Below are 18,723 nucleotides of genomic sequence, written 5' to 3'. Positions count from 1 at the left end.
CGTCGTTCAGTGCGGCTTTCCGCCGGGGTCGCAGGCGCGCTCCGGGTCCGGGGTCCCGCCGATGAAGTTCTCGAACTTGCGGCGCGGCGTCGCCCACCGGCGGTCGTGGTGGAAGGCGCGGAGCCCGGCCTTGGCGCGGGCCCGCGGGCGGTTGGCGTAGAACCTCTTCGCGTACGGGGAACCGGGCCGGGCCAGCCGGATCGAGCCGATCAGCGCCACGAAGGGGATGACCGTGCCGAAGAACGCCGTGCGCGGTTTGCCCTTCCACAGGGCGATCAGCGCGAGGAAGAAGTTCGTCGCCGTGTTCATGACGACCAGCCCGCGGCTGTGCCTCTCCTCCGCGGTGAGGTCGTTGACCCCGAACGGCAGGAACCCGCCCAGCACCAGCGCCACGATCGCCGCCGTCAGGACCACGATCTCCACGCTCTTGCGGCCCTGCTCGCTCCAGTAGACGTCGTCCAGGTGCAGGATCAGCGCGAACTCGTCCAGCACCAGCCCCGCGCCCAGCCCGAAGATGACCGCCGACACCCCCGCCCCGAAACTGTGCCGGCTGCTGCCGATCGCCCCGAACCCGCCGATGATCACGAGGATCACGCCCGGTACCACGTGGTGGATGTGCAGCCCGCCCGGAGTGACGTTCTTGAAGGGCCCCCGGCCCGCCCGGATCAGCCGCGTGATCACACGGGTGACCAGGAAGGACAGGACGAAGGAGACCAGGGCGAGGAGCAGTGGGAGCTTCCCCGGCTCCACAATGTTGCGATACCACCAGTGACCCATGCCACCACCTCCCGATTTGGGCCGTAATGGGTAACTTACCGCTCGCGGTGAGCGGGTAGCGTTCGCGCCGATGACAGATTCGTACGACGGCCCGCCCCTGACGCCGCCCCCGGACCGGGCCTCGCTCCTCGACGGGGTCCGCTTCGCCTTCGGCACCCTCACCGTGCTGCCCGCCCGCATCACCCGCTGGGACCGCCCCGCCGCCCGCACCGGGATGGCCTGCGCCCCGCTCGCCGGGCTCGTGGTGGGACTCCTCGCGGCCGTGCCCGGCGTCCTCCTGCTGCTGTGCGGCGCGGGTCCGCTGCTCGCCGCGGCCGTCACCGTCGCCGTACCGGCGGCCCTGACCCGCGCCCTGCACCTGGACGGCCTCGCCGATACGGTGGACGGACTGGGCAGCGCCAAGCCGGCCGACGCCGCGCTGCGCATCATGAAGCAGTCCGACATCGGCCCCTTCGGGGTGGTGGCGCTGGTGTTCCTGCTGCTGGTCCAGGTCGCGGCAGTGGCGAACGTGTACGCCGACAGCTGGATCCGGGGCGCCCTCGCCACCGTGCTCGCCGCCGTCGTCGCCCGCCTCGCCATGACCCTGGCCTCCCGCGACGGGGTCCCGGCCGCCCGCCCCGAGGGGCTGGGCGCGGCGGTCGCCGGAGTCCTCCCGCGCGGCGCCGCCGCAGCCGTCGCCGTGCTCACCGTGGCCCTGGCGGTCGCAGCCGCGCTGCCGCTGGGTCCGGGCGCCGCCGCGCAGCACGGGGCGGCGGTGCTGGCCGCCCTGCTGGTGGCGGAGGCCCTGCTCCGCCGCTGCGTCCGGCGCTTCGACGGGGTCACGGGGGACGTGTTCGGAGCCCTGGCCGAGGTGTCCGCGACGACGGTCCTTGTGGTCCTGGCCCTGGGATAGGTCCTGGGACAGGCCCCGGGACAGGTCCTGGGTCGGCCCCGGGGCAGGTCGGCCCTGCCGGATCCCGCCGCGCGGGACGACGTAGGGTCGCACCGTGGAAGAGACCCCGCCCCAGGCACAGCTTCCGGACCGGGCCCCGGACCAGGCTCCGCCGCCCATCAGGGTGCTGCTCGCCGACGACCAGGCGCTGCTGCGCAGCGCGTTCAAGGTCCTCGTCGACTCGGAGCCCGACATGCGGGTCGTCGGGGAGGCCTCCGACGGGGCGCAGGCCTTCGAGATGGCGCGCGAGGCCCGGCCCGACGTCGTGCTCATGGACATCCGGATGCCCGGCACCGACGGCCTCGCCGCCACCCGGCTGATCAGCGCCGATCCCGAACTGGCCGGGGTCCGCGTGGTGATGCTGACGACCTTCGAGGTGGACGAGTACGTGGCCGCGGCCCTGCGGGCGGGCGCCTCCGGCTTCCTCGGCAAGGGCGCCGAGCCCGAAGAACTCCTCAACGCCATCCGCGTCGCCGCGGCCGGAGACGCGCTGCTCTCCCCGGCCGCGACCAAAGGGCTCATCGCCACCTTCCTCGCCCAGGGCGGCGGCGACGAGACCCGCACCACCGCCACCGCCGCGGCCCACGCGCAGCGGCTCGCCGCGCTGACGGGACGCGAGCGCGAGGTCCTCGTACTCGTGGCGGCGGGCCTGTCCAACGACGGGATCGCCGGGCGGCTGGAGGTCAGCCCGCTCACCGTCAAGACGCACGTGAACCGGGCCATGGCCAAACTCGGCGCCCGGGACCGTGCCCAATTGGTGGTCATCGCCTACGAATCGGGACTAGTCAGGCCCCGCGCGGAGTAGGCGCAGTAGTACCGACTACTGCGGACGCGGTATGCCGCGGGCCAGGACGGGACCTGGGGCCGACGTACGCCCGCCGTGCGTACGAAAGGCTTAGGAGCCTTCGCGCGCGCCCTCGCCGGTGCCCGTCGGCATGACTTCGTCGACGTCATGCACGTCACCCACGTCACTGCAGAGAGACCTCATATCCATGTTCCGGCTGTCCCGCTTCAGCCTGGCCCAAAGGGCGCTGATCGGCCTCGTGTCGCTCGTCGCGCTCCTCTTCGGTGCCATAGCCATCCCGCAGCTCAAGCAGCAGCTGCTGCCCTCCATCGACCTGCCGATGGTGTCGGTGCTCGCGCCGTACCAGGGCGCCTCGCCCGACGTGGTGGAGAAGCAGGTCGTCGAACCGATCGAGGCCACCCTCAAGGGCGTCGACGGACTCACCGGCATCACCTCCACCGCCAGTGAGGGCAACGCCCTCATCATGGCGACCTTCGACTACGGCGACACCGGCACCAAGCAGCTCGTCGCCGACGTCCAGCAGGCCGTCAACCGGGCCCGCGTCCGGCTGCCCTCCGAGGTCGACCCGCAGGTGGTCGCCGGTTCCACCGACGACATGCCGACCGTGGTCCTGGCCGTCACCTCCGACAAGGACCAGCAGGCCCTCGCCGACCAGCTGAACAAGTCGGTCGTCCCCGTCCTCCAGGACATCGCGGGGGTCCGCCAGGTCACCGTCAACGGGGTCCAGGACCTCCAGGTCACCGTCACCCCGGACGCCGCCAAGCTCGCCGCGGCCGGCCTCGACGGTCAGGCCCTGGCCCAGGGCCTGACGGCGGGCGGCGCCACCGTCCCCGCCGGCTCCTTCGACGAGGCGGGCAAGAACCGCACCGTGCGCGTCGGTTCCGGCTACACCTCGCTCGCCCAGCTCGAAGACCTGCGCCTGACCGCCGGACCCGGCAAGCCGGCCGTCCGCCTCGGCGACGTGGCGAGCGTGAAGCAGGAGTCCGCCAAGGCGGTCTCCATCACCCGCACCAACGGCAAGCCCAGCCTCTCCCTGGTCCTGACCATGGACAAGGACGGCAGCGCCGTCGCCATCTCGGACGCCGTCAAGGACAAGCTGCCCGAGCTGCGTTCCACCCTCGGCTCCGGCGCCGAGCTGACCGTGGTCAGCGACCAGGGCCCGGCCGTCGCCAAGTCCATCTCGGGCCTGACCACCGAGGGCCTGCTCGGCCTGGTCTTCGCGGTGATCGTGATCCTGGTCTTCCTGGGCTCGATCCGCTCGACCCTGGTCACCGCGGTCTCCATCCCGCTGTCCGTGGTCCTCGCGCTGATCGTGCTGTGGACCCGCGACCTCTCCCTGAACATGCTGACGCTGGGCGCGCTCACCATCGCCATCGGACGGGTCGTCGACGACTCGATCGTGGTCCTGGAGAACATCAAGCGCCACCTCGGCTACGGCGAGGAGCGACAGAGCGCGATCATTGCCGCGGTCAAGGAGGTGGCCGGCGCGGTCACCTCCTCCACGCTCACCACCGTCGCCGTCTTCCTGCCGATCGCCTTCGTCGGCGGCATGGTCGGCCAGTTCTTCGGCCCGTTCTCCATCACCGTCACCGCGGCCCTGCTGGCCTCGCTGATCGTCTCCCTGACGGTCGTGCCGGTGCTCTCGTACTGGTTCCTGCGGGCGCCCAAGGGCGTGAGCGCCGGGGACGCCGCGAGCGCCGAGAAGGCGCGCCGCGAGGCCGAGGAGAAGGAGTCGCGCAGCAAGCTCCAGCAGTTCTACGTCCGGGCGCTGGGCCTGGTCACCCGCCGCAGGATCACCACCCTGGTCGTGGCCGTGGTGGTGCTCGTCGCGACGCTGGGCATGACCCCGCTGCTCAAGACGAACTTCTTCGACCAGGGCGACCAGGAAGTCCTGACCGTCAAGCAGCAGCTGACCCCCGGCACTTCGCTGGCCGCCGCCGACGAGGCGAGCCGCAAGGTGGAGAAGGCCCTGGCGGACACCGAGGGCGTCAAGGACTACCAGGTCACCGTCGGCTCCTCCGGGTTCATGGCCGCCTTCGGCGGCGGTACGGGCTCCAACCAGGCCTCGTACCAGGTCACCCTGAAGGACTCGAAGGATTCCGAGGCGGTCAAGAAGCGCATCGAGAGCACCCTCAAGGGCCTCGACGGCATCGGCGACACCAGCATCTCGGCGGGCGGCGGCTTCGGCAGCCAGAACCTCAGCGTCGTCGTCAAGGCCGGTGACGCGGGCGTCCTGGCCAAGGCCGCCGAGCAGGTCCGCGCGGAGGTGGCCACCCTCGCGGACGTCACCGACGTCCAGAGCGACCTGTCCCAGTCCGTGCCCCGCATCTCGGTCACCGCGACCCCCAAGGCGGCGGAACTCGGCATCAGCCAGGCCGCGCTCGGCGGGATCGTCGCCCAGGCCGTACGGGGCAACCCGGCGGGCAAGGCCGTACTGGACGACACCGAGCGGGACATCGTCATCAAGTCCGCGCAGCCGGCCACCACCCTGGCCCAGCTGCAGGCGCTGCCGGTCGGCCCGGTCAAGCTCGGTGACATCGCCGAGGTCAAGGAGGTGCCCGGCCCGGTCTCGATGACCCGGATCGACGGCGCCCGCGCCGCCACCATCACCGCGAAGCCGGTCGGCGACAACACCGGCGCCGTCAGCAGCGCGCTCCAGACGAAGATCAAGGCCCTGGACCTGCCCGCGGGCGCCACCGCCACCATCGGCGGCGTCGGACAGGACCAGAGCAAGGCCTTCGGAGACCTGGGCCTGGCCATGCTCGCGGCCATCGCGATCGTCTTCATGCTGCTGGTCGCGACGTTCCGCTCGCTGGTCCAGCCGCTGATCCTGCTGGTCTCCATCCCCTTCGCGGCCACCGGCGCCCTCGGCCTGCTCCTGGTCACCGGCACTCCGCTGGGCGTTCCGGCGCTGATCGGCATGCTGATGCTCATCGGCATCGTCGTGACCAACGCGATCGTCCTGATCGACCTGGTCAACCAGTACCGCGCCCAGGGCTACGGAGTCGTCGAGGCGGTAATCGAGGGCGGCCGCCACCGGCTGCGCCCGATCCTGATGACGGCACTGGCGACGATCTTCGCCCTGCTCCCGATGGCGCTGGGCGTCACGGGCGAGGGCGGCTTCATCTCGCAGCCGCTCGCGGTGGTCGTCATCGGCGGCCTGATCAGCTCCACCCTGCTGACGCTGCTTCTGGTGCCGACGCTCTACACGATGTTCGAGCTCTTCAAGGAGCGCCGCGGCGTGAAGAAGAGGGCCCGCCTGACGGTGGTCCCGTCCCCGGTCACTCCGGCGGACTCGGCGGACGGGGCTCCGGTCAAGGTCTGACCGGGACTGGCGTCCTGCCCGACGCAGAAGGGCCGCCCCTCCGAACGGAGGGGCGGCCCTTCTGGCGTGTCCGGGCGTGTACGGGGCTTCGCGCGCGGCCCGGCGCGGGCCCGGCGCGGCCCCGCGCCGCTACAGCGCGAGCATGCGCTCCAGGGCCAGCTTGGCGAAGCTCTCGGTCTCCTTGTCGACCTGGATCTGGTTGACGAGGTTGCCCTCGGCCAGGGACTCCAGGGTCCACACCAGGTGGGGGAGGTCGATGCGGTTCATGGTCGAGCAGAAGCAGACCGTCTTGTCGAGGAAGACGACCTCCTTGTCCTCAGCGGCGAAACGGTTCGCCAGGCGCTGCACGAGGTTCAGCTCGGTACCGATGGCCCACTTGGAGCCGGCCGGGGCCGCCTCCAGCGCCTTGATGATGTACTCGGTGGAGCCGACGTAGTCCGCGGCCGCCACGACCTCGTGCTTGCACTCGGGGTGGACCAGGACGTTGACACCGGGGATGCGGGCGCGCACGTCGTTGACCGAATCCACCGAGAAACGGCCGTGCACGGAGCAGTGGCCGCGCCACAGGATCATCTTGGCGTTGCGCAGCTGCTCGACGGTCAGGCCGCCGTTCGGCTTGTGCGGGTTGTAGAGCACGCAGTCGTCCAGGGACATGCCCATGTCGCGGACGGCGGTGTTGCGGCCCAGGTGCTGGTCCGGGAGGAAGAGCACCTTCTCACCCTGCTCGAACGCCCACTCCAGGGCCTTCTTGGCGTTGGACGACGTACAGATCGTGCCGCCGTGCTTGCCGGTGAAGGCCTTGATGTCGGCCGAGGAGTTCATGTACGAGACGGGCACCGTGGTGCCGGCGATGCCGGCCTCGGTCAGCACGTCCCAGCACTCCGCGACCTGCTCGGCGGTGGCCATGTCGGCCATCGAGCAGCCCGCGGCGAGGTCGGGCAGGACGACCTTCTGGTCGTCCGAGGTGAGGATGTCCGCGGACTCGGCCATGAAGTGGACGCCGCAGAAGACGATGTATTCGGCCTCCGGCTTGGCGGCCGCGTCCTTGGCGAGCTTGAAGGAGTCGCCGGTGACGTCGGCGAACTCGATGACCTCGTCACGCTGGTAGTGGTGGCCGAGGATGAAGACCTTGTCCCCGAGCTTCTCCTTGGCCGCGCGGGCGCGCGCCACGAGGTCGGGGTCCGACGGCGACGGCAGGTCGCCGGGACACTCCACCCCGCGCTCGCTCTTGGGGTCGGCCTCGCGGCCGAGCAGCAGCAGGGCAAGGGGCGTCGGCTGGACGTCCAAGGGCTGGTTGTCCAAAGGCTGGGCGGTGGTCACGACACGCACCCTTTCTGTTCTGCGACAAGGGACTTCTGAAGCCATCGGCTTCTACTTCTCGTCTATTTGACGCTATCTATCATAACCGCTTCACGTCACTTTGACGATGCCGATAGTGTCGATGTGACGAATTCGCCCGCCCCGGGTCCGCCCGAGGTGCGGCCGAGGTGCGGCCGACGTCCGACCGGGGTCCGACCGGGCTCCACCAGCGATCCGCCCCCGCCAAGGGCTCGCCCCCCTCGCGCGGTGTGCGAGCATGGAATTTCTGAAACAAGCGTCGGGTCCCGGAATGAAACCGCGGTCCCGCTCGTTGCCACCGACGGCAAGAGTCCGACGTTTCCCCGCCTTGGAGTGGGGAGCCGCCCACTTCGGGAGTGAATGCAGATGTCCGTACAGGACGAAAAGACCACTGTGAGCGACGGCATCCTCCTGTCCGACGCCGCCGCCGAGAAGGTCAGGACCCTGCTTGAGCAGGAAGGCCGCGAGGACCTGGCGCTGCGCGTCGCCGTCCAGCCCGGCGGCTGCTCGGGCCTGCGCTACCAGCTCTTCTTCGACGAGCGGTCCCTCGACGGCGACGTCGTCAAGGACTTCGACGGCGTCAAGGTCGTCACCGACCGGATGAGCTCCCCGTACCTCCACGGCGCGTCGATCGACTTCGTCGACACCATCGAGAAGCAGGGCTTCACGATCGACAACCCGAACGCCACGGGCTCCTGCGCCTGTGGTGACTCCTTCAGCTAAACCTGTAGGACGACGGGAGGGGCCCGGCGGTCGAATCCGACCCGCCGGGCCCCTCCCGTATGCCCGGAGCATGCCGGGACCGTGCCCGGATCCGGCATGCTCCGGCCCCGACGGCTACTGCCGGGGGATCGGCTTGCCCGTCGTGGCGTCGATCACCTTCCGGTCGCCGAGCGGCTGCTGCAGCCGTGCCGTCACCGTCATCTCCTGCGCGAGCATGATGCAGGCCTGACCCGGCCGGTTCGGAGTGTCGGTGATCTTCACCAGCACCGAGTCGGACTGCTCCCGGGCCTCCAGGGCGTAGGTGCTGCACACCCCGCCCCAGAAGTTCACGGTCAGGGTCCGGTCGGCCTCGGAGTACGAGAACCCGGGCACCGTGAGCGCCTTCCCGGCCGGGGGAGCGGGCGGCGCCGTGCCCGGCGCGCTCTCCTGGACCAGGGACGCGGGCTGGGCCACCGTGTGACCCGGCGCGCCGTCCTTGCCCGCCACCTCGAACAGCCAGGCCGGAACCAGACCCCGGGCCCCGCCCACCGTGCCGGGAACCAGCCCGAGCACTGCGCCCCGTACCGACTCCGTGCGCGGGGGCTTCATCGGGCGGGGCTCCGGGTTGCAGGGCAGCGTGTCCGTGGCGCCCACCGCGGTGTCCGGAGCCAGCGGGATGCTCGTGGCGCAGCCGCTGGGGCCGGGGCCCGTGCCGTCCGAAGGGCCCGCGGACCTCTTGTTCAGCTGGGCCAGCGCGTCGACGGCGCCGATCACCGGCTGCTCGGCGGCGGCCCGTACGGGGAGGGTCAGCTCGCCGCTGCCCGACACCACCTGGGAGTCCGCCCCGATGCCGACCTTGGTGGACCAGCCCTGGGTGGGGAGCCCGCCCACCACCGGATCGGCGCTCACCACGCGCACCGAGCCCTGGACGAGCCGGGCGTCCAGCTTGGCGCCGCTCTGGCCGACGGCCGCCAGTACGGGCGCCGCGGCGGCCTTGGCGGCCTCCTCGGAGAGGGGCTTGCCGACCGGGGCCTGCCCGCTCTGGGCGGAGCCCTGGCCGAGGCCCTCGGGAAGTGTGGCCGGACCGCAGGTGTCCTTGCCGCGCTGACAGTCGTCCCCGGTGCCGCCGACCTGGAAGCGGGAGAAGGTCCAGGTGCCGGGGGCCTTGGAGTTCACCGTGAGCCGGGGCCCGGACCCGTCGGCGGTCTCCCCGGCCTGCCACATCTCCCCGCTCCGGCGCGGCGCGCCCGAGATGCCGAGGGCCGCCGCGAGGCGGGCCACGTCGGCGGAGGTCACCTCGCCGGTCGCGGCGAAGGCGGGCGCGGTGGCCGGACCGTCGGGGAGCCGGACGTCCGCCGCGTAGGTGACCCCGCCGCCGGAGGGATCGGGCTCGCCGGGCGCGATGCCGGGACCGGGCGGGGTGGGCGCCACGCGGGGCGCGGAGGCCGCGGAGGAGTCCGTACGGTCGCCGCCCGGACGGTCCTCGCCGTGGGCGGTCGACGCCCAGTAGGCGGTGCCGCCGCCCGTGACGAGGACGGCGGCCGCGATCGCGCCGACGGCCCAGGCCGGCCGTCGCCGCGTGGCCTGTGGTGTATCGGATGTGCCCGGTTGTTCGCTGGTCACCGCATCGCTCCTTAGCCCGTCCCGCCGGTGCTGATGCGGATGTGACGGAACGGACGCGGATCCGGTTCCCCCGATGTTCTGACAGGCCCTAATCCCCGTAGGCGGCCGTGGAGGCGATCAGCCGGGCCGAGGCCGCCGGGACGCGGATCCCGTGGATCTGAGAGGGCGCCACCCGGTCCGGACGGGGGTCCGCGGGGACCGTCCAATGCGGGGCCATCCGGGCGCAATCGCCCAGCAGCCGTGCGAAACCGGGCCGAGCGTCGGCGGTGTTCTGGGCCGTCTCGGCGTACCCGAAGCCATCGGTATAGGTCATGGGGGCACGGTAGACACGCCAATGCGGGCGAAGAAAGCCCTACTACGGGGTAGTTTCGGCCGGTCGGTCAATCGCCGCCGACCGGGTAGCTTTGACTGTCACCCTTGCCCTCCCGAGCAGGAGCATTCACCCCGTGCGGATCGCAGTCACCGGCTCCATCGCCACCGACCACCTCATGACCTTCCCGGGCCGCTTCGCCGACCAGTTGGTCGCGGATCAGCTGCACACGGTCTCCCTCTCCTTCCTCGTCGACAACCTCGACGTCCGCCGGGGAGGCGTCGGCCCGAACATCTGCTTCGGAATGGGGCAGCTCGGCACCCGCCCGATCCTGGTCGGCGCCGCCGGCTACGACTTCGACGAGTACCGGTCCTGGCTGGACCGGCACGGCGTCGACACCAACTCCGTGCGCATCTCCGAGGTGCTGCACACCGCGCGCTTCGTCTGCACCACGGACGCCGACCACAACCAGATCGGCTCCTTCTACACGGGCGCGATGAGCGAGGCCCGCCTGATCGAGCTGAAGGCGGTCGCGGACCGCGTCGGCGGCCTCGACCTCGTCCTGATCGGTGCGGACGACCCCGAGGCGATGCTCCGCCACACGGAGGAGTGCCGCACGCGCGGCATCCCCTTCGCCGCGGACTTCTCGCAGCAGATCGCCCGCATGGACGGCGAGAACATCCGCACCCTGATGGAGGGCGCGACGTACCTCTTCTCGAACGAGTACGAGAAGGGCCTCATCGAGTCGAAGTCCGGCTGGACCGACGCGGAGATCCTGGCGAAGGTCGGAACGCGCGTCACCACGCTGGGCTCGAACGGCGTCCGGATCGACCGGGTCGGCCACGAGCCGATCGTCGTCGGCTGCCCGGAGGAGACCGCGAAGGTGGACCCGACGGGCGTCGGCGACGCGTTCCGCGCCGGCTTCCTGACCGGTCTGGGCTGGGGCGTCGGCCTGGAGCGCGCGGCGCAGGTCGGCTGCATGCTGGCGACGCTGGTCATCGAGACGCTGGGCACCCAGGAGTACACCCTGGCCCGCGCGCACTTCATGGAGCGCTTCACGAAGGCCTACGGCGAGGCGGCCGCGGCGGAGGTCCGCGCCCACCTCCCGGCGTAGCCGCCTGCGGCGTCGCTTCCGGGGGCCAGCCCCCGGACCCCCGCGCCTCAAACGCCGGCGAGGCTGGATTTTGCCCGACAGGCAATTCCAGCCCCGCCGGCGTTTGAGGCGCGGGGTCTGGGGCGGAGCCCCAGGGAACGGTGGAACTGGGGGTCCCCCCGGACGGAGTCTGGGGGATGGGTAGGGGACAGGCCCCGCAGGGCCCACCACCCGCTCAGACGACCCGGCGGACCGTGTAAGCAACGCCCTCCGGGCGAGCGGCCTCGCCCACGTACACCTGCCCCCGCATCGCGCACCACGCCGGGATGTCCAGCCGCGCGACTTCGTCGTCCGACAGGACGGTCACCGTGCCCCCCACCGGCACCCGCCCGATCGCCCGCCCCAGCTCGATGACCGGCTGCGGGCACCGCATCCCCAGGGTGTCCAGTTCCAGGGACTCCGCCTCCGGGGCGGCGACCGGGACCGGCTCCCCGACCCCCAGCCGCTCGCGGACCCCCGCCACCAGCCCCGGCAGGACCTCCAGGAAGCCGTTGACCTCCGCGGCCGTGGTGCCCGTCGGCAGGGAGACCCGTACGTTCCCCTCCGACAGGACCCCCATCGCGCGCAGCACATGGGACGGAGTCAGCGTCGAGCTGGTGCACGAGGAGCCCGAGGAGACGGAGTAGTCCGCCCGGTCCAACTCGTGGAGCAGGGTCTCGCCGTCGACGTAGAGGCAGGAGAAGGTGACCAGATGGGGCAGGCGCAGGTCCGGGTGGCCCACCACCTCCACGTCCGGGACCAGCCGGGCCACCCGCCGCCGCAGCCGGTCGACCAGGGTCCGCAGCCGGGCGGCCTCCGCGTCGGCCTCGGCGCGCACCGCCCGCAGGGAGGCCGCCGCGGCGACGACCGCCGGGAGGTTGACGAAGCCGGGGGAGCGGCCCGACTCCCTTTCGTCGGACGGGTTTTGGGGTGCGAAGCGGACACCCTTGCGGACCGCCAGCAGGCCGACTCCGGGCGGGCCGCCCCATTTGTGGGCGCTCGCGCACAGCACGGACCAGCCCGCGTCGACCGGCCCCCAGCCCAGCGACTGGGCCGCGTCCACGAGCAGCGGTACGCCGGCCGCGCCGCAGAGCCCGGCGACTTCCGCCACCGGCTGGACCGTGCCCACCTCGTGGTTGGCCGACTGGAGACAGGCCAGTGCGGTGTCCGGGCGCACGAACTCCCCGTAGACGGAGGGGTCGACCCGGCCGAACCGGTCCACCGGGACCTCGCCGACCGTGCCGCCGCGCGCCGCGTGGGACTCCGCCGCGTGCAGGACGGAGCTGTGTTCCACCGCTGATACGACCAGATGCCCGCCGACGCGCCGACGCCCGGCGAGTACCCCCGCGATGCCCGAGTGAACCGCGTGCGTCCCCGAAGGAGTGAACGCGAGCTCGTCGGGGCGGCATCCCACCGACTCCGCCGCCGCCTCCCGCGCCGCGTCCAGCAGCAGCCTGGCCCGCCGGCCTTCGCGGTACAGCCGGGCCGGGTCGGCCCAGCCCTCGTCAAGGGAGGCATGGAGCGCCTGCCGGGCCACGGGGTGCAGCGGGGCGGCGGACGCGGTGTCGAAGTACGGCATCCGGTCACGCTAACCGGCCGCCGCGCCGGCTCGGCGGTCGGCCGAGGTCAGGGGCCGTCAGATGTCGTCCGGAGGCCGCCATTCGGGGTCGGTTGGGCCGTCCCCCGTACGGCGGATCCATCCCTTCGGGGTCAGTAACGGCGCGTTGGGCACCCTCCCCGCGCGACCCCAAATAGCGTCCAGTAGGGTTTGGTCCGCATAAACATCCAAACCCCTGCCTGCGTCAGGGCCGGCGACCGACCCGAATACGGCCGCGGCCGGCCGCGCGGGCCGAGACTCTCGGGAAGGCGCTACGTGAGTCCCTACGGCTCCGACCGCTCGCCGCGGCGCCCGATGCGGCGGAAGCTGCTGCAGGCGCTGACTGCGGGCGCGGTTCTGGCGACCGCCACTGGTTGCTCGTACACCTGGAAAGACTTCCCCCGCCTCGGAATGCCCACCCCGGTCACGGAGGAGGCGCCTCGCATCCTCTCCCTGTGGCAGGGATCCTGGGCGGCCGCTCTCATCACGGGCATCCTGGTGTGGGGCCTGATCATGTGGAGCGTCATCTTCCACCGGCGCAGCCGGACGAAGATCGAGGTCCCCGCGCAGACCCGGTACAACATGCCCATCGAGGCGCTGTACACCGTGGTCCCGCTCATCATCGTCTCGGTGCTGTTCTACTTCACCGCGCGCGATGAATCGAAGCTGCTCTCCCTCTCCGCCAAGCCGGCGCACACGATCAACGTGATCGGCTACCAGTGGAGCTGGGGCTTCAACTACGTCGAGAACGTCGACGGCGACGCGGCGACCCCGAAGGCGGGCGAGGTTCCCAAGGAACTCGCCTCCATCCCGGACCGCTACACCAAGGACTTCCCCGCGGGCGCCGAAGGCGTCTACACCAAGGGCGTCCCCGGAGACCGGAACCCGCAGACGGGCAACCCGGGTCCGACCCTGTGGCTGCCCAAGGGCGAGAAGGTCCGCTTCATCCTGTCGTCGAACGACGTCATCCACTCCTTCTGGGTGGTCCCCTTCCTGTTCAAGCAGGACGTCATCCCGGGCCACACCAACGTCTTCGAGGTCACCCCGACCGAAGAAGGCACCTTCATGGGCAAGTGCGCCGAGCTCTGCGGCGTCGACCACTCCCGGATGCTCTTCAACGTCAAGGTGGTCTCCCCGGAGGCTTACAAGGCGCACCTGAAGGAGCTCGCGGAGAAGGGTCAGACCGGCTACCTCCCGGCCGGCATCAAGCAGACCGACCCGGCCCGGAATGCGGAAGTGAACAAACTGTGAGCATCCTCAACGAATCTCAGGGTGCCGCCGCCGACTCGTATGAGAACGAGCTGCCGGTGCGGCGCAAGCAGCCGGGCAACGTGGTCGTGAAGTGGATGACCACGACCGACCACAAGACCATCGGCACGATGTACCTGGTCACGTCGTTCGTGTTCTTCATCATCGGCGGGATCATGGCGCTCTTCATGCGCGCCGAGCTGGCCCGTCCGGGCACGCAGATCATGTCGAACGAGCAGTTCAACCAGGCGTTCACCATGCATGGCACGATCATGCTGCTGATGTTCGCCACCCCGCTGTTCGCGGGCTTCGCCAACTGGATCATGCCGCTGCAGATCGGCGCGCCCGACGTGGCGTTCCCGCGGCTGAACATGTTCGCGTACTGGCTGTACCTCTTCGGCTCGACCATCGCGGTGGCCGGCTTCGTCACCCCCTCGGGTGCCGCCGACTTCGGCTGGTTCGCCTACTCCCCGCTCTCGGACGCCGTCCGTTCGCCGGGCATCGGCGCCGACATGTGGATCATGGGTCTGGCCTTCTCCGGCTTCGGCACGATCCTCGGTTCGGTCAACTTCATCACCACGATCATCTGCATGCGCGCTCCCGGCATGACGATGTTCCGCATGCCGATCTTCACCTGGAACGTGCTGCTGACCGGTGTTCTGGTCCTGCTCGCCTTCCCGGTGCTGGCCGCCGCGCTCTTCGCGCTGGAGGCCGACCGGAAGTTCGGTGCGCACGTCTTCGACGCGGCAAATGGCGGCGCCCTACTGTGGCAACACCTCTTCTGGTTCTTCGGGCATCCAGAGGTGTACATCATCGCGCTGCCATTCTTCGGAATCATTTCCGAAGTGATCCCGGTCTTCTCGCGCAAGCCGATGTTCGGTTACATCGGTCTGATCGCCGCGACGATCTCGATCGCCGGCCTCTCGGTGACGGTGTGGGCCCACCACATGTACGTCACCGGCGGTGTGCTGCTGCCGTTCTTCTCCTTCATGACCTTCCTGATCGCGGTACCGACCGGTGTGAAGTTCTTCAACTGGATCGGCACCATGTGGAAGGGCTCGCTGTCCTTCGAGACCCCGATGCTCTGGGCCGTCGGCTTCCTGATCACCTTCACCTTCGGTGGTCTGACCGGCGTCATCCTGGCCTCGCCCCCGATGGACTTCCACGTCTCCGACTCGTACTTCGTCGTCGCGCACTTCCACTACGTCATCTTCGGCACCGTGGTCTTCGCGATGTTCTCCGGCTTCCACTTCTGGTGGCCGAAGTTCACGGGCAAGATGCTGGACGAGCGCCTCGGCAAGATCACCTTCTGGACGCTGTTCGTCGGCTTCCACGGCACCTTCCTGGTGCAGCACTGGCTGGGCGTCGAGGGCATGCCGCGTCGTTACGCGGACTACCTCGCGGCCGACGGCTTCACCGCGCTGAACACCATCTCCACGATCAGCTCGTTCCTGCTGGGCCTGTCGATGCTGCCCTTCATGTACAACGTCTGGAAGACGGCGAAGTACGGCAAGAAGGTCGAGGTCGACGACCCGTGGGGTTACGGCCGTTCGCTCGAGTGGGCGACCTCCTGCCCGCCGCCGCGGCACAACTTCCTCACCCTGCCGCGGATCCGTTCCGAGTCCCCGGCGTTCGACCTGCACCACCCGGAGATCGCGGCCCTCGACCACCTCGCGGACCACGACGCCGGTACCAAGGCAGTCACCGGCGGCAAGGAGGCCGGCAAGTGAAGATCCAGGGCAAGATGTTCCTCTGGCTCTCCTTCTTCATCCTGATCATGGCCGTCGTGTACGGCGTGTGGTCGAAGGAGCCCGTCGGTACCACCGCTCTCTTCCTGGCCTTCGGCCTGAGCGTCATGATCGGCTACTACCTGGCCTTCACGGCCAAGCGCGTGGACGAGATGGCCCAGGACAACCTGGAGGCCGACGTCGCCGACGAGGCGGGCGAGCTGGGGTTCTTCTCCCCGCACAGCTGGCAGCCGCTCTCGCTGGCCATCGGTGGCGCGCTCGCGTTCTCGGGCGTCATCTTCGGCTGGTGGCTCATGTACTTCTCGGCGCCGGTCATCCTCGTCGGCCTGTGGGGCTGGGTCTACGAGTACTACCGCGGCGAGAACCAGAACCAGTAGCCGTACCCGCGTACGCCGCTCGCGCGGTGGCACGCGGTGAAGCCGCAGCCTGACACTTGGGGCCCGGACACCTCTGATGGAGGAGTCCGGGCCCCTCGTTTGCAGTCATCTGGCGCGCCGGAATTGTCATATCTTCATAGCGTTGGTTCCATGAATCACTCACCGCGTCTTTGGACGGTAGTCGGCTGCTCCCTGCTGGTCGCGTCCCTCGGGGCCGGCGCCACCGCATGCGGGGCCGGCGACAAGAACCCGCTGTCTGCCCGCCCATACGACGCGGGAGATCAAGTCGCCTTCAACCAGCCCTCCGGCAGCCGTCCCGTCGACCCCGAACGGCCTCTGGAGGTCACCGCCAAGAGCGGCGGCCGGATCACCGACGTCAATGCAGTGGACACCCACGGCCGCCGCCTGGCGGGCGAGCTCTCGGCCGCGGGGGACCGCTGGCACAGCACCGTCCCGATGGCCGCCGGCGTCCGTTACAACGTCAGCGTGAGCACCGAGGACGAACACGGAGCCCCGGGCCAGCGCACGATGTCCTTCGACACCACCCCGGCCAAGAAGGTCCTCAAGGTCGAATTCGGCCCGGAGGAGGGCAAGTACGGCGTCGGACAGCCCCTGACGGCCGAACTCAACGAACCCGTCAAGGACAAGACCGCCCGCGCGATCATCGAGCGGGGCCTGATCGTCGACGCGCCGCCGGACGCCGAGGGCGCCTGGTACTGGGTGGACGACAAGACGCTCCACTATCGGCCCAAGGACTACTGGCCGGCCAACACCACCGTGTCCGTCCGGAGCAATCTGGAGGGCGTCAAGATCTCCGACGACCTCCACGGGGCCGCCAGCAAGCCGCTGAAGCTGGAGATCGGGGACCGGGTCGAGGTCGTCACGGACGCCTCCTCGCACTACCTCACGTTCAAGCGCAACGGAGAAGTGATCAACACCATTCCGGTGACCACCGGAAAGCCGGGCTTCTCCACCCGAAACGGCGTCAAGGTGGTCCTCGGCAAGCAGTACTACGTCCAGATGCGCGGAGACACGGTCGGCATCGGCGGCAGCGAGTACTACAACCTGCCCGTCTACTACGCGACTCGCGTCACCTGGAGTGGTGAATACGTCCACGCCGCGCCGTGGTCCGTCGGCTCCCAGGGCTACGAGAACGTCAGCCACGGCTGCACCGGTATGAGCACGGGCAACGCCGCCTGGTTCTACGAGAACATCAGCGAGGGCGACATCGTCCGGGTCATCAACAGCATCGGCGACGACATGGACACCTTCGGCAACGGCTACGGCGACTGGAACATGGACTGGAAGGACTGGCGCCAGGGCAGCGCCCTCCTCAAAGGCACCCAGGAAGGCCGCAGCCCCATCGACAAGGACCGGCTGCGCCCGCAGGTGTGACCACCGGGGCCCAAGGGCCCGTAGCGCCCCTGCCGGGGCACGGGAGTCCGTACGGGCCCCCGTGCCCCGGTATGCGTCCGTACGGGCCGTTGTGGGGTCCGTACGGGCCCTGCGGGCCGATCCACGGGCCCGCGGGACCCAACCGGCAGGTCAGGCCGCCGGGGAGAGCCGCGTGCGCAGGAGACCCGCCAGGGCCTCCGCGAAGCCCACCGGATCCACCGGAAGGGTGACGGCGGCGTCCGCGCGGCTCCAGGTGGCCAGCCAGGCGTCCTGCGGACGGCCCATCAGGAGCAGTACCGGGGGGCACTGGAAGATCTCGTCCTTGATCTGCCGGCAGACGCCCATGCCCCCGGCCGGGACCGCCTCGCCGTCCAACACGCACACGTCGATGCCACCCGCGTCCAGTTGGCTCAGGACGGCCGGGAGCGTCGCGCACTCCAGGAACTCCACCGGCGGCAGGTCGGAGGCCGGCCTGCGCCCGGCCGCCAGCCGCACCTGCTCCCGGGTGCTCGCGTCGTCGCTGTAGACCAGAACCCGCGCAGTCGCCCGCATTTCGTTCCTCCACGTGTCCCGTGAAAAACGCTGATGTTGCGCGGGATGCTACTCCGTCCGACCCGGTGTCAACATCGGTTCGCACAGGGTTGCCCGCCGGACGTTCCGCACGGATCCACAGCCCATCTGATGGGCCGTTCGGGCCCTGCACACGGCCCTGACACTCCGAACGGCACCCCCCGGGGTGAGGGCGGGATAAGGGACCGACATAATGTCGGTCGTGGCGACAGCAACGACAGTAGATACCGGGCACGCGCACCCGACGGTCAACAGGCCGAACCTCGTCAGCGTCGGAACCATCATCTGGTTGAGTTCCGAGCTGATGTTCTTCGCGGCCCTCTTCGCGATGTACTTCACCCTGCGATCTGTGATGGGACCCGAGCACTGGGCGGAACAGGCTTCAAACCTGAACCTGCCCTTCTCGGCGACGAACACAACGATCCTGGTGCTGTCTTCGCTCACCTGCCAGCTCGGCGTATTCGCAGCCGAGCGCGGTGACGTGAAGAAGCTCAGGACGTGGTTCATCATCACGTTCGTCATGGGTGCGATCTTCATTGGCGGCCAGGTGTTCGAGTACACCGAGCTGGTCAAGCACGAGGGCATCTCCCTCTCGTCGGACCCCTACGGATCGGTGTTCTACCTGACCACCGGTTTCCACGGTCTGCACGTGACGGGCGGTCTCATCGCCTTCCTGCTGGTCCTCGGCCGCACGTACGCGGCCAAGAGGTTCACCCACGAACAGGCCACGTCGGCCATCGTCGTGTCCTACTACTGGCACTTCGTCGATGTCGTCTGGATCGGCCTCTTCGCGACGATCTACCTGATCAAGTAGCGAACACGTCGCCGGGCCCGAGCCCGGCACT

At 70.0% G+C, this 18,723-nt stretch carries 16 protein-coding genes; 10 read left to right on the top strand and 6 right to left on the bottom strand.

All coding sequences use genetic code 11. The features are described 5' to 3' along the window. Nucleotides 1–6: 6 nt before the first annotated feature. Nucleotides 7–777 (bottom strand): hypothetical protein, encoded by a 771-nt coding sequence (locus AC3IYJ_RS11785; protein WP_489401255.1) that lies wholly within the window; start codon nt 775–777, stop codon nt 7–9. 70 nt (nt 778–847) lie between these two features. Here AC3IYJ_RS11785 and AC3IYJ_RS11780 point away from each other — a divergent pair, with 70 nt between their 5' ends. From AC3IYJ_RS11780 to AC3IYJ_RS11770, 3 genes are all read left to right on the top strand, one after another. Then, nucleotides 848–1,669, top strand: a complete 822-nt coding sequence (locus tag AC3IYJ_RS11780) for an adenosylcobinamide-GDP ribazoletransferase (RefSeq protein ID WP_489401254.1) — start codon at nt 848–850, stop codon at nt 1,667–1,669. Between the two features lie 94 nt (nt 1,670–1,763). Further along, entirely contained in the window at nt 1,764–2,513 is a 750-nt protein-coding gene (locus AC3IYJ_RS11775; RefSeq protein WP_489401253.1) for a response regulator, read from the top strand. Nucleotides 2,514–2,700: 187 nt separating this feature from the next. Then, complete coding sequence (locus AC3IYJ_RS11770; protein ID WP_489401252.1) at nt 2,701–5,838, top strand: efflux RND transporter permease subunit; 3,138 nt, start codon at nt 2,701–2,703, stop codon at nt 5,836–5,838. Nucleotides 5,839–5,967: 129 nt separating this feature from the next. Here the strand turns inward: AC3IYJ_RS11770 and nadA are convergent, their stop codons facing one another. Beyond that, a complete protein-coding gene (nadA, locus tag AC3IYJ_RS11765) occupies nt 5,968–7,167 on the bottom strand; it encodes a quinolinate synthase NadA (protein ID WP_384663078.1) in 1,200 nt (399 codons plus the stop codon). 375 nt (nt 7,168–7,542) lie between these two features. On the opposite strand from nadA, the gene erpA reads away from it, so the two are divergent. Further along, nucleotides 7,543–7,899 (top strand): iron-sulfur cluster insertion protein ErpA, encoded by a 357-nt coding sequence (erpA, locus tag AC3IYJ_RS11760; protein WP_214949940.1) that lies wholly within the window; start codon nt 7,543–7,545, stop codon nt 7,897–7,899. Between the two features lie 114 nt (nt 7,900–8,013). Here the strand turns inward: erpA and AC3IYJ_RS11755 are convergent, their stop codons facing one another. Beyond that, entirely contained in the window at nt 8,014–9,501 is a 1,488-nt protein-coding gene (locus AC3IYJ_RS11755) for a hypothetical protein (protein ID WP_489401251.1), read from the bottom strand. 88 nt (nt 9,502–9,589) lie between these two features. After that, nucleotides 9,590–9,814 (bottom strand): hypothetical protein, encoded by a 225-nt coding sequence (locus tag AC3IYJ_RS11750; RefSeq protein WP_489401250.1) that lies wholly within the window; start codon nt 9,812–9,814, stop codon nt 9,590–9,592. A 133-nt stretch (nt 9,815–9,947) separates the two neighbouring features. On the opposite strand from AC3IYJ_RS11750, the gene AC3IYJ_RS11745 reads away from it, so the two are divergent. Then, complete coding sequence (locus tag AC3IYJ_RS11745; RefSeq protein ID WP_489401249.1) at nt 9,948–10,925, top strand: carbohydrate kinase family protein; 978 nt, start codon at nt 9,948–9,950, stop codon at nt 10,923–10,925. A 214-nt stretch (nt 10,926–11,139) separates the two neighbouring features. Here AC3IYJ_RS11745 and AC3IYJ_RS11740 read toward each other — a convergent pair whose 3' ends face one another. Then, nucleotides 11,140–12,522, bottom strand: a complete 1,383-nt coding sequence (locus tag AC3IYJ_RS11740; RefSeq protein ID WP_489401248.1) for a cysteine desulfurase/sulfurtransferase TusA family protein — start codon at nt 12,520–12,522, stop codon at nt 11,140–11,142. 294 nt (nt 12,523–12,816) lie between these two features. Here AC3IYJ_RS11740 and ctaC point away from each other — a divergent pair, with 294 nt between their 5' ends. The 4 genes from ctaC to AC3IYJ_RS11720 all read left to right on the top strand — a co-directional run bounded on the left by ctaC (nt 12,817) and on the right by AC3IYJ_RS11720 (nt 17,308). Then, a complete protein-coding gene (gene ctaC / locus AC3IYJ_RS11735; protein WP_489401247.1) occupies nt 12,817–13,791 on the top strand; it encodes an aa3-type cytochrome oxidase subunit II in 975 nt (324 codons plus the stop codon). Continuing rightward, nucleotides 13,788–15,518 carry an aa3-type cytochrome oxidase subunit I gene (gene ctaD / locus AC3IYJ_RS11730; RefSeq protein ID WP_489401246.1) on the top strand — a complete coding sequence of 577 codons (1,731 nt, stop codon included), beginning with the start codon at nt 13,788–13,790 and terminating at the stop codon, nt 15,516–15,518. Before ctaC ends, ctaD begins: the two co-directional genes overlap by 4 nt. Further along, nucleotides 15,515–15,913, top strand: coding sequence for a cytochrome c oxidase subunit 4 (locus AC3IYJ_RS11725; RefSeq protein ID WP_489401245.1), 399 nt, complete (start codon nt 15,515–15,517; stop codon nt 15,911–15,913). Before ctaD ends, AC3IYJ_RS11725 begins: the two co-directional genes overlap by 4 nt. A gap of 150 nt (nt 15,914–16,063) precedes the next feature. Beyond that, entirely contained in the window at nt 16,064–17,308 is a 1,245-nt protein-coding gene (locus tag AC3IYJ_RS11720; RefSeq protein WP_489401244.1) for a L,D-transpeptidase, read from the top strand. Between the two features lie 150 nt (nt 17,309–17,458). Here the strand turns inward: AC3IYJ_RS11720 and AC3IYJ_RS11715 are convergent, their stop codons facing one another. Further along, nucleotides 17,459–17,860: a hypothetical protein gene (locus AC3IYJ_RS11715; protein ID WP_489401243.1), complete on the bottom strand. Its 402-nt coding sequence runs from the start codon at nt 17,858–17,860 to the stop codon at nt 17,459–17,461. A gap of 211 nt (nt 17,861–18,071) precedes the next feature. Between AC3IYJ_RS11715 and ctaE the strand changes: the two genes are divergently transcribed. Continuing rightward, on the top strand, nt 18,072–18,692 hold the full coding sequence (ctaE, locus tag AC3IYJ_RS11710) for an aa3-type cytochrome oxidase subunit III (RefSeq protein WP_330296040.1): 621 nt from the start codon (nt 18,072–18,074) through the stop codon (nt 18,690–18,692). Nucleotides 18,693–18,723: the final 31 nt, after the last annotated feature.

Source organism: Streptomyces sp. GL_140 (assembly GCF_057834465.1).
Note: the sequence above shows the minus strand (reverse complement) of the source record. Positions and strands in the feature narration are given on the sequence as shown.

What these genes read in the sequence shown, in the direction of transcription:
- AC3IYJ_RS11720 (WP_489401244.1), top strand. Translation starts at nt 16,064, where the DNA reads ATGAATCACTCACCGCGTCTTTGGACGGTAGTCGGCTGCTCCCTGCTG.
- AC3IYJ_RS11785 (WP_489401255.1), bottom strand. Translation starts at nt 777, where the DNA reads ATGGGTCACTGGTGGTATCGCAACATTGTGGAGCCGGGGAAGCTCCCA.
- AC3IYJ_RS11780 (WP_489401254.1), top strand. Translation starts at nt 848, where the DNA reads ATGACAGATTCGTACGACGGCCCGCCCCTGACGCCGCCCCCGGACCGG.
- AC3IYJ_RS11770 (WP_489401252.1), top strand. Translation starts at nt 2,701, where the DNA reads ATGTTCCGGCTGTCCCGCTTCAGCCTGGCCCAAAGGGCGCTGATCGGC.
- AC3IYJ_RS11715 (WP_489401243.1), bottom strand. Translation starts at nt 17,860, where the DNA reads ATGCGGGCGACTGCGCGGGTTCTGGTCTACAGCGACGACGCGAGCACC.
- ctaE (WP_330296040.1), top strand. Translation starts at nt 18,072, where the DNA reads ATGTCGGTCGTGGCGACAGCAACGACAGTAGATACCGGGCACGCGCAC.
- AC3IYJ_RS11740 (WP_489401248.1), bottom strand. Translation starts at nt 12,522, where the DNA reads ATGCCGTACTTCGACACCGCGTCCGCCGCCCCGCTGCACCCCGTGGCC.
- erpA (WP_214949940.1), top strand. Translation starts at nt 7,543, where the DNA reads ATGTCCGTACAGGACGAAAAGACCACTGTGAGCGACGGCATCCTCCTG.
- AC3IYJ_RS11750 (WP_489401250.1), bottom strand. Translation starts at nt 9,814, where the DNA reads ATGACCTATACCGATGGCTTCGGGTACGCCGAGACGGCCCAGAACACC.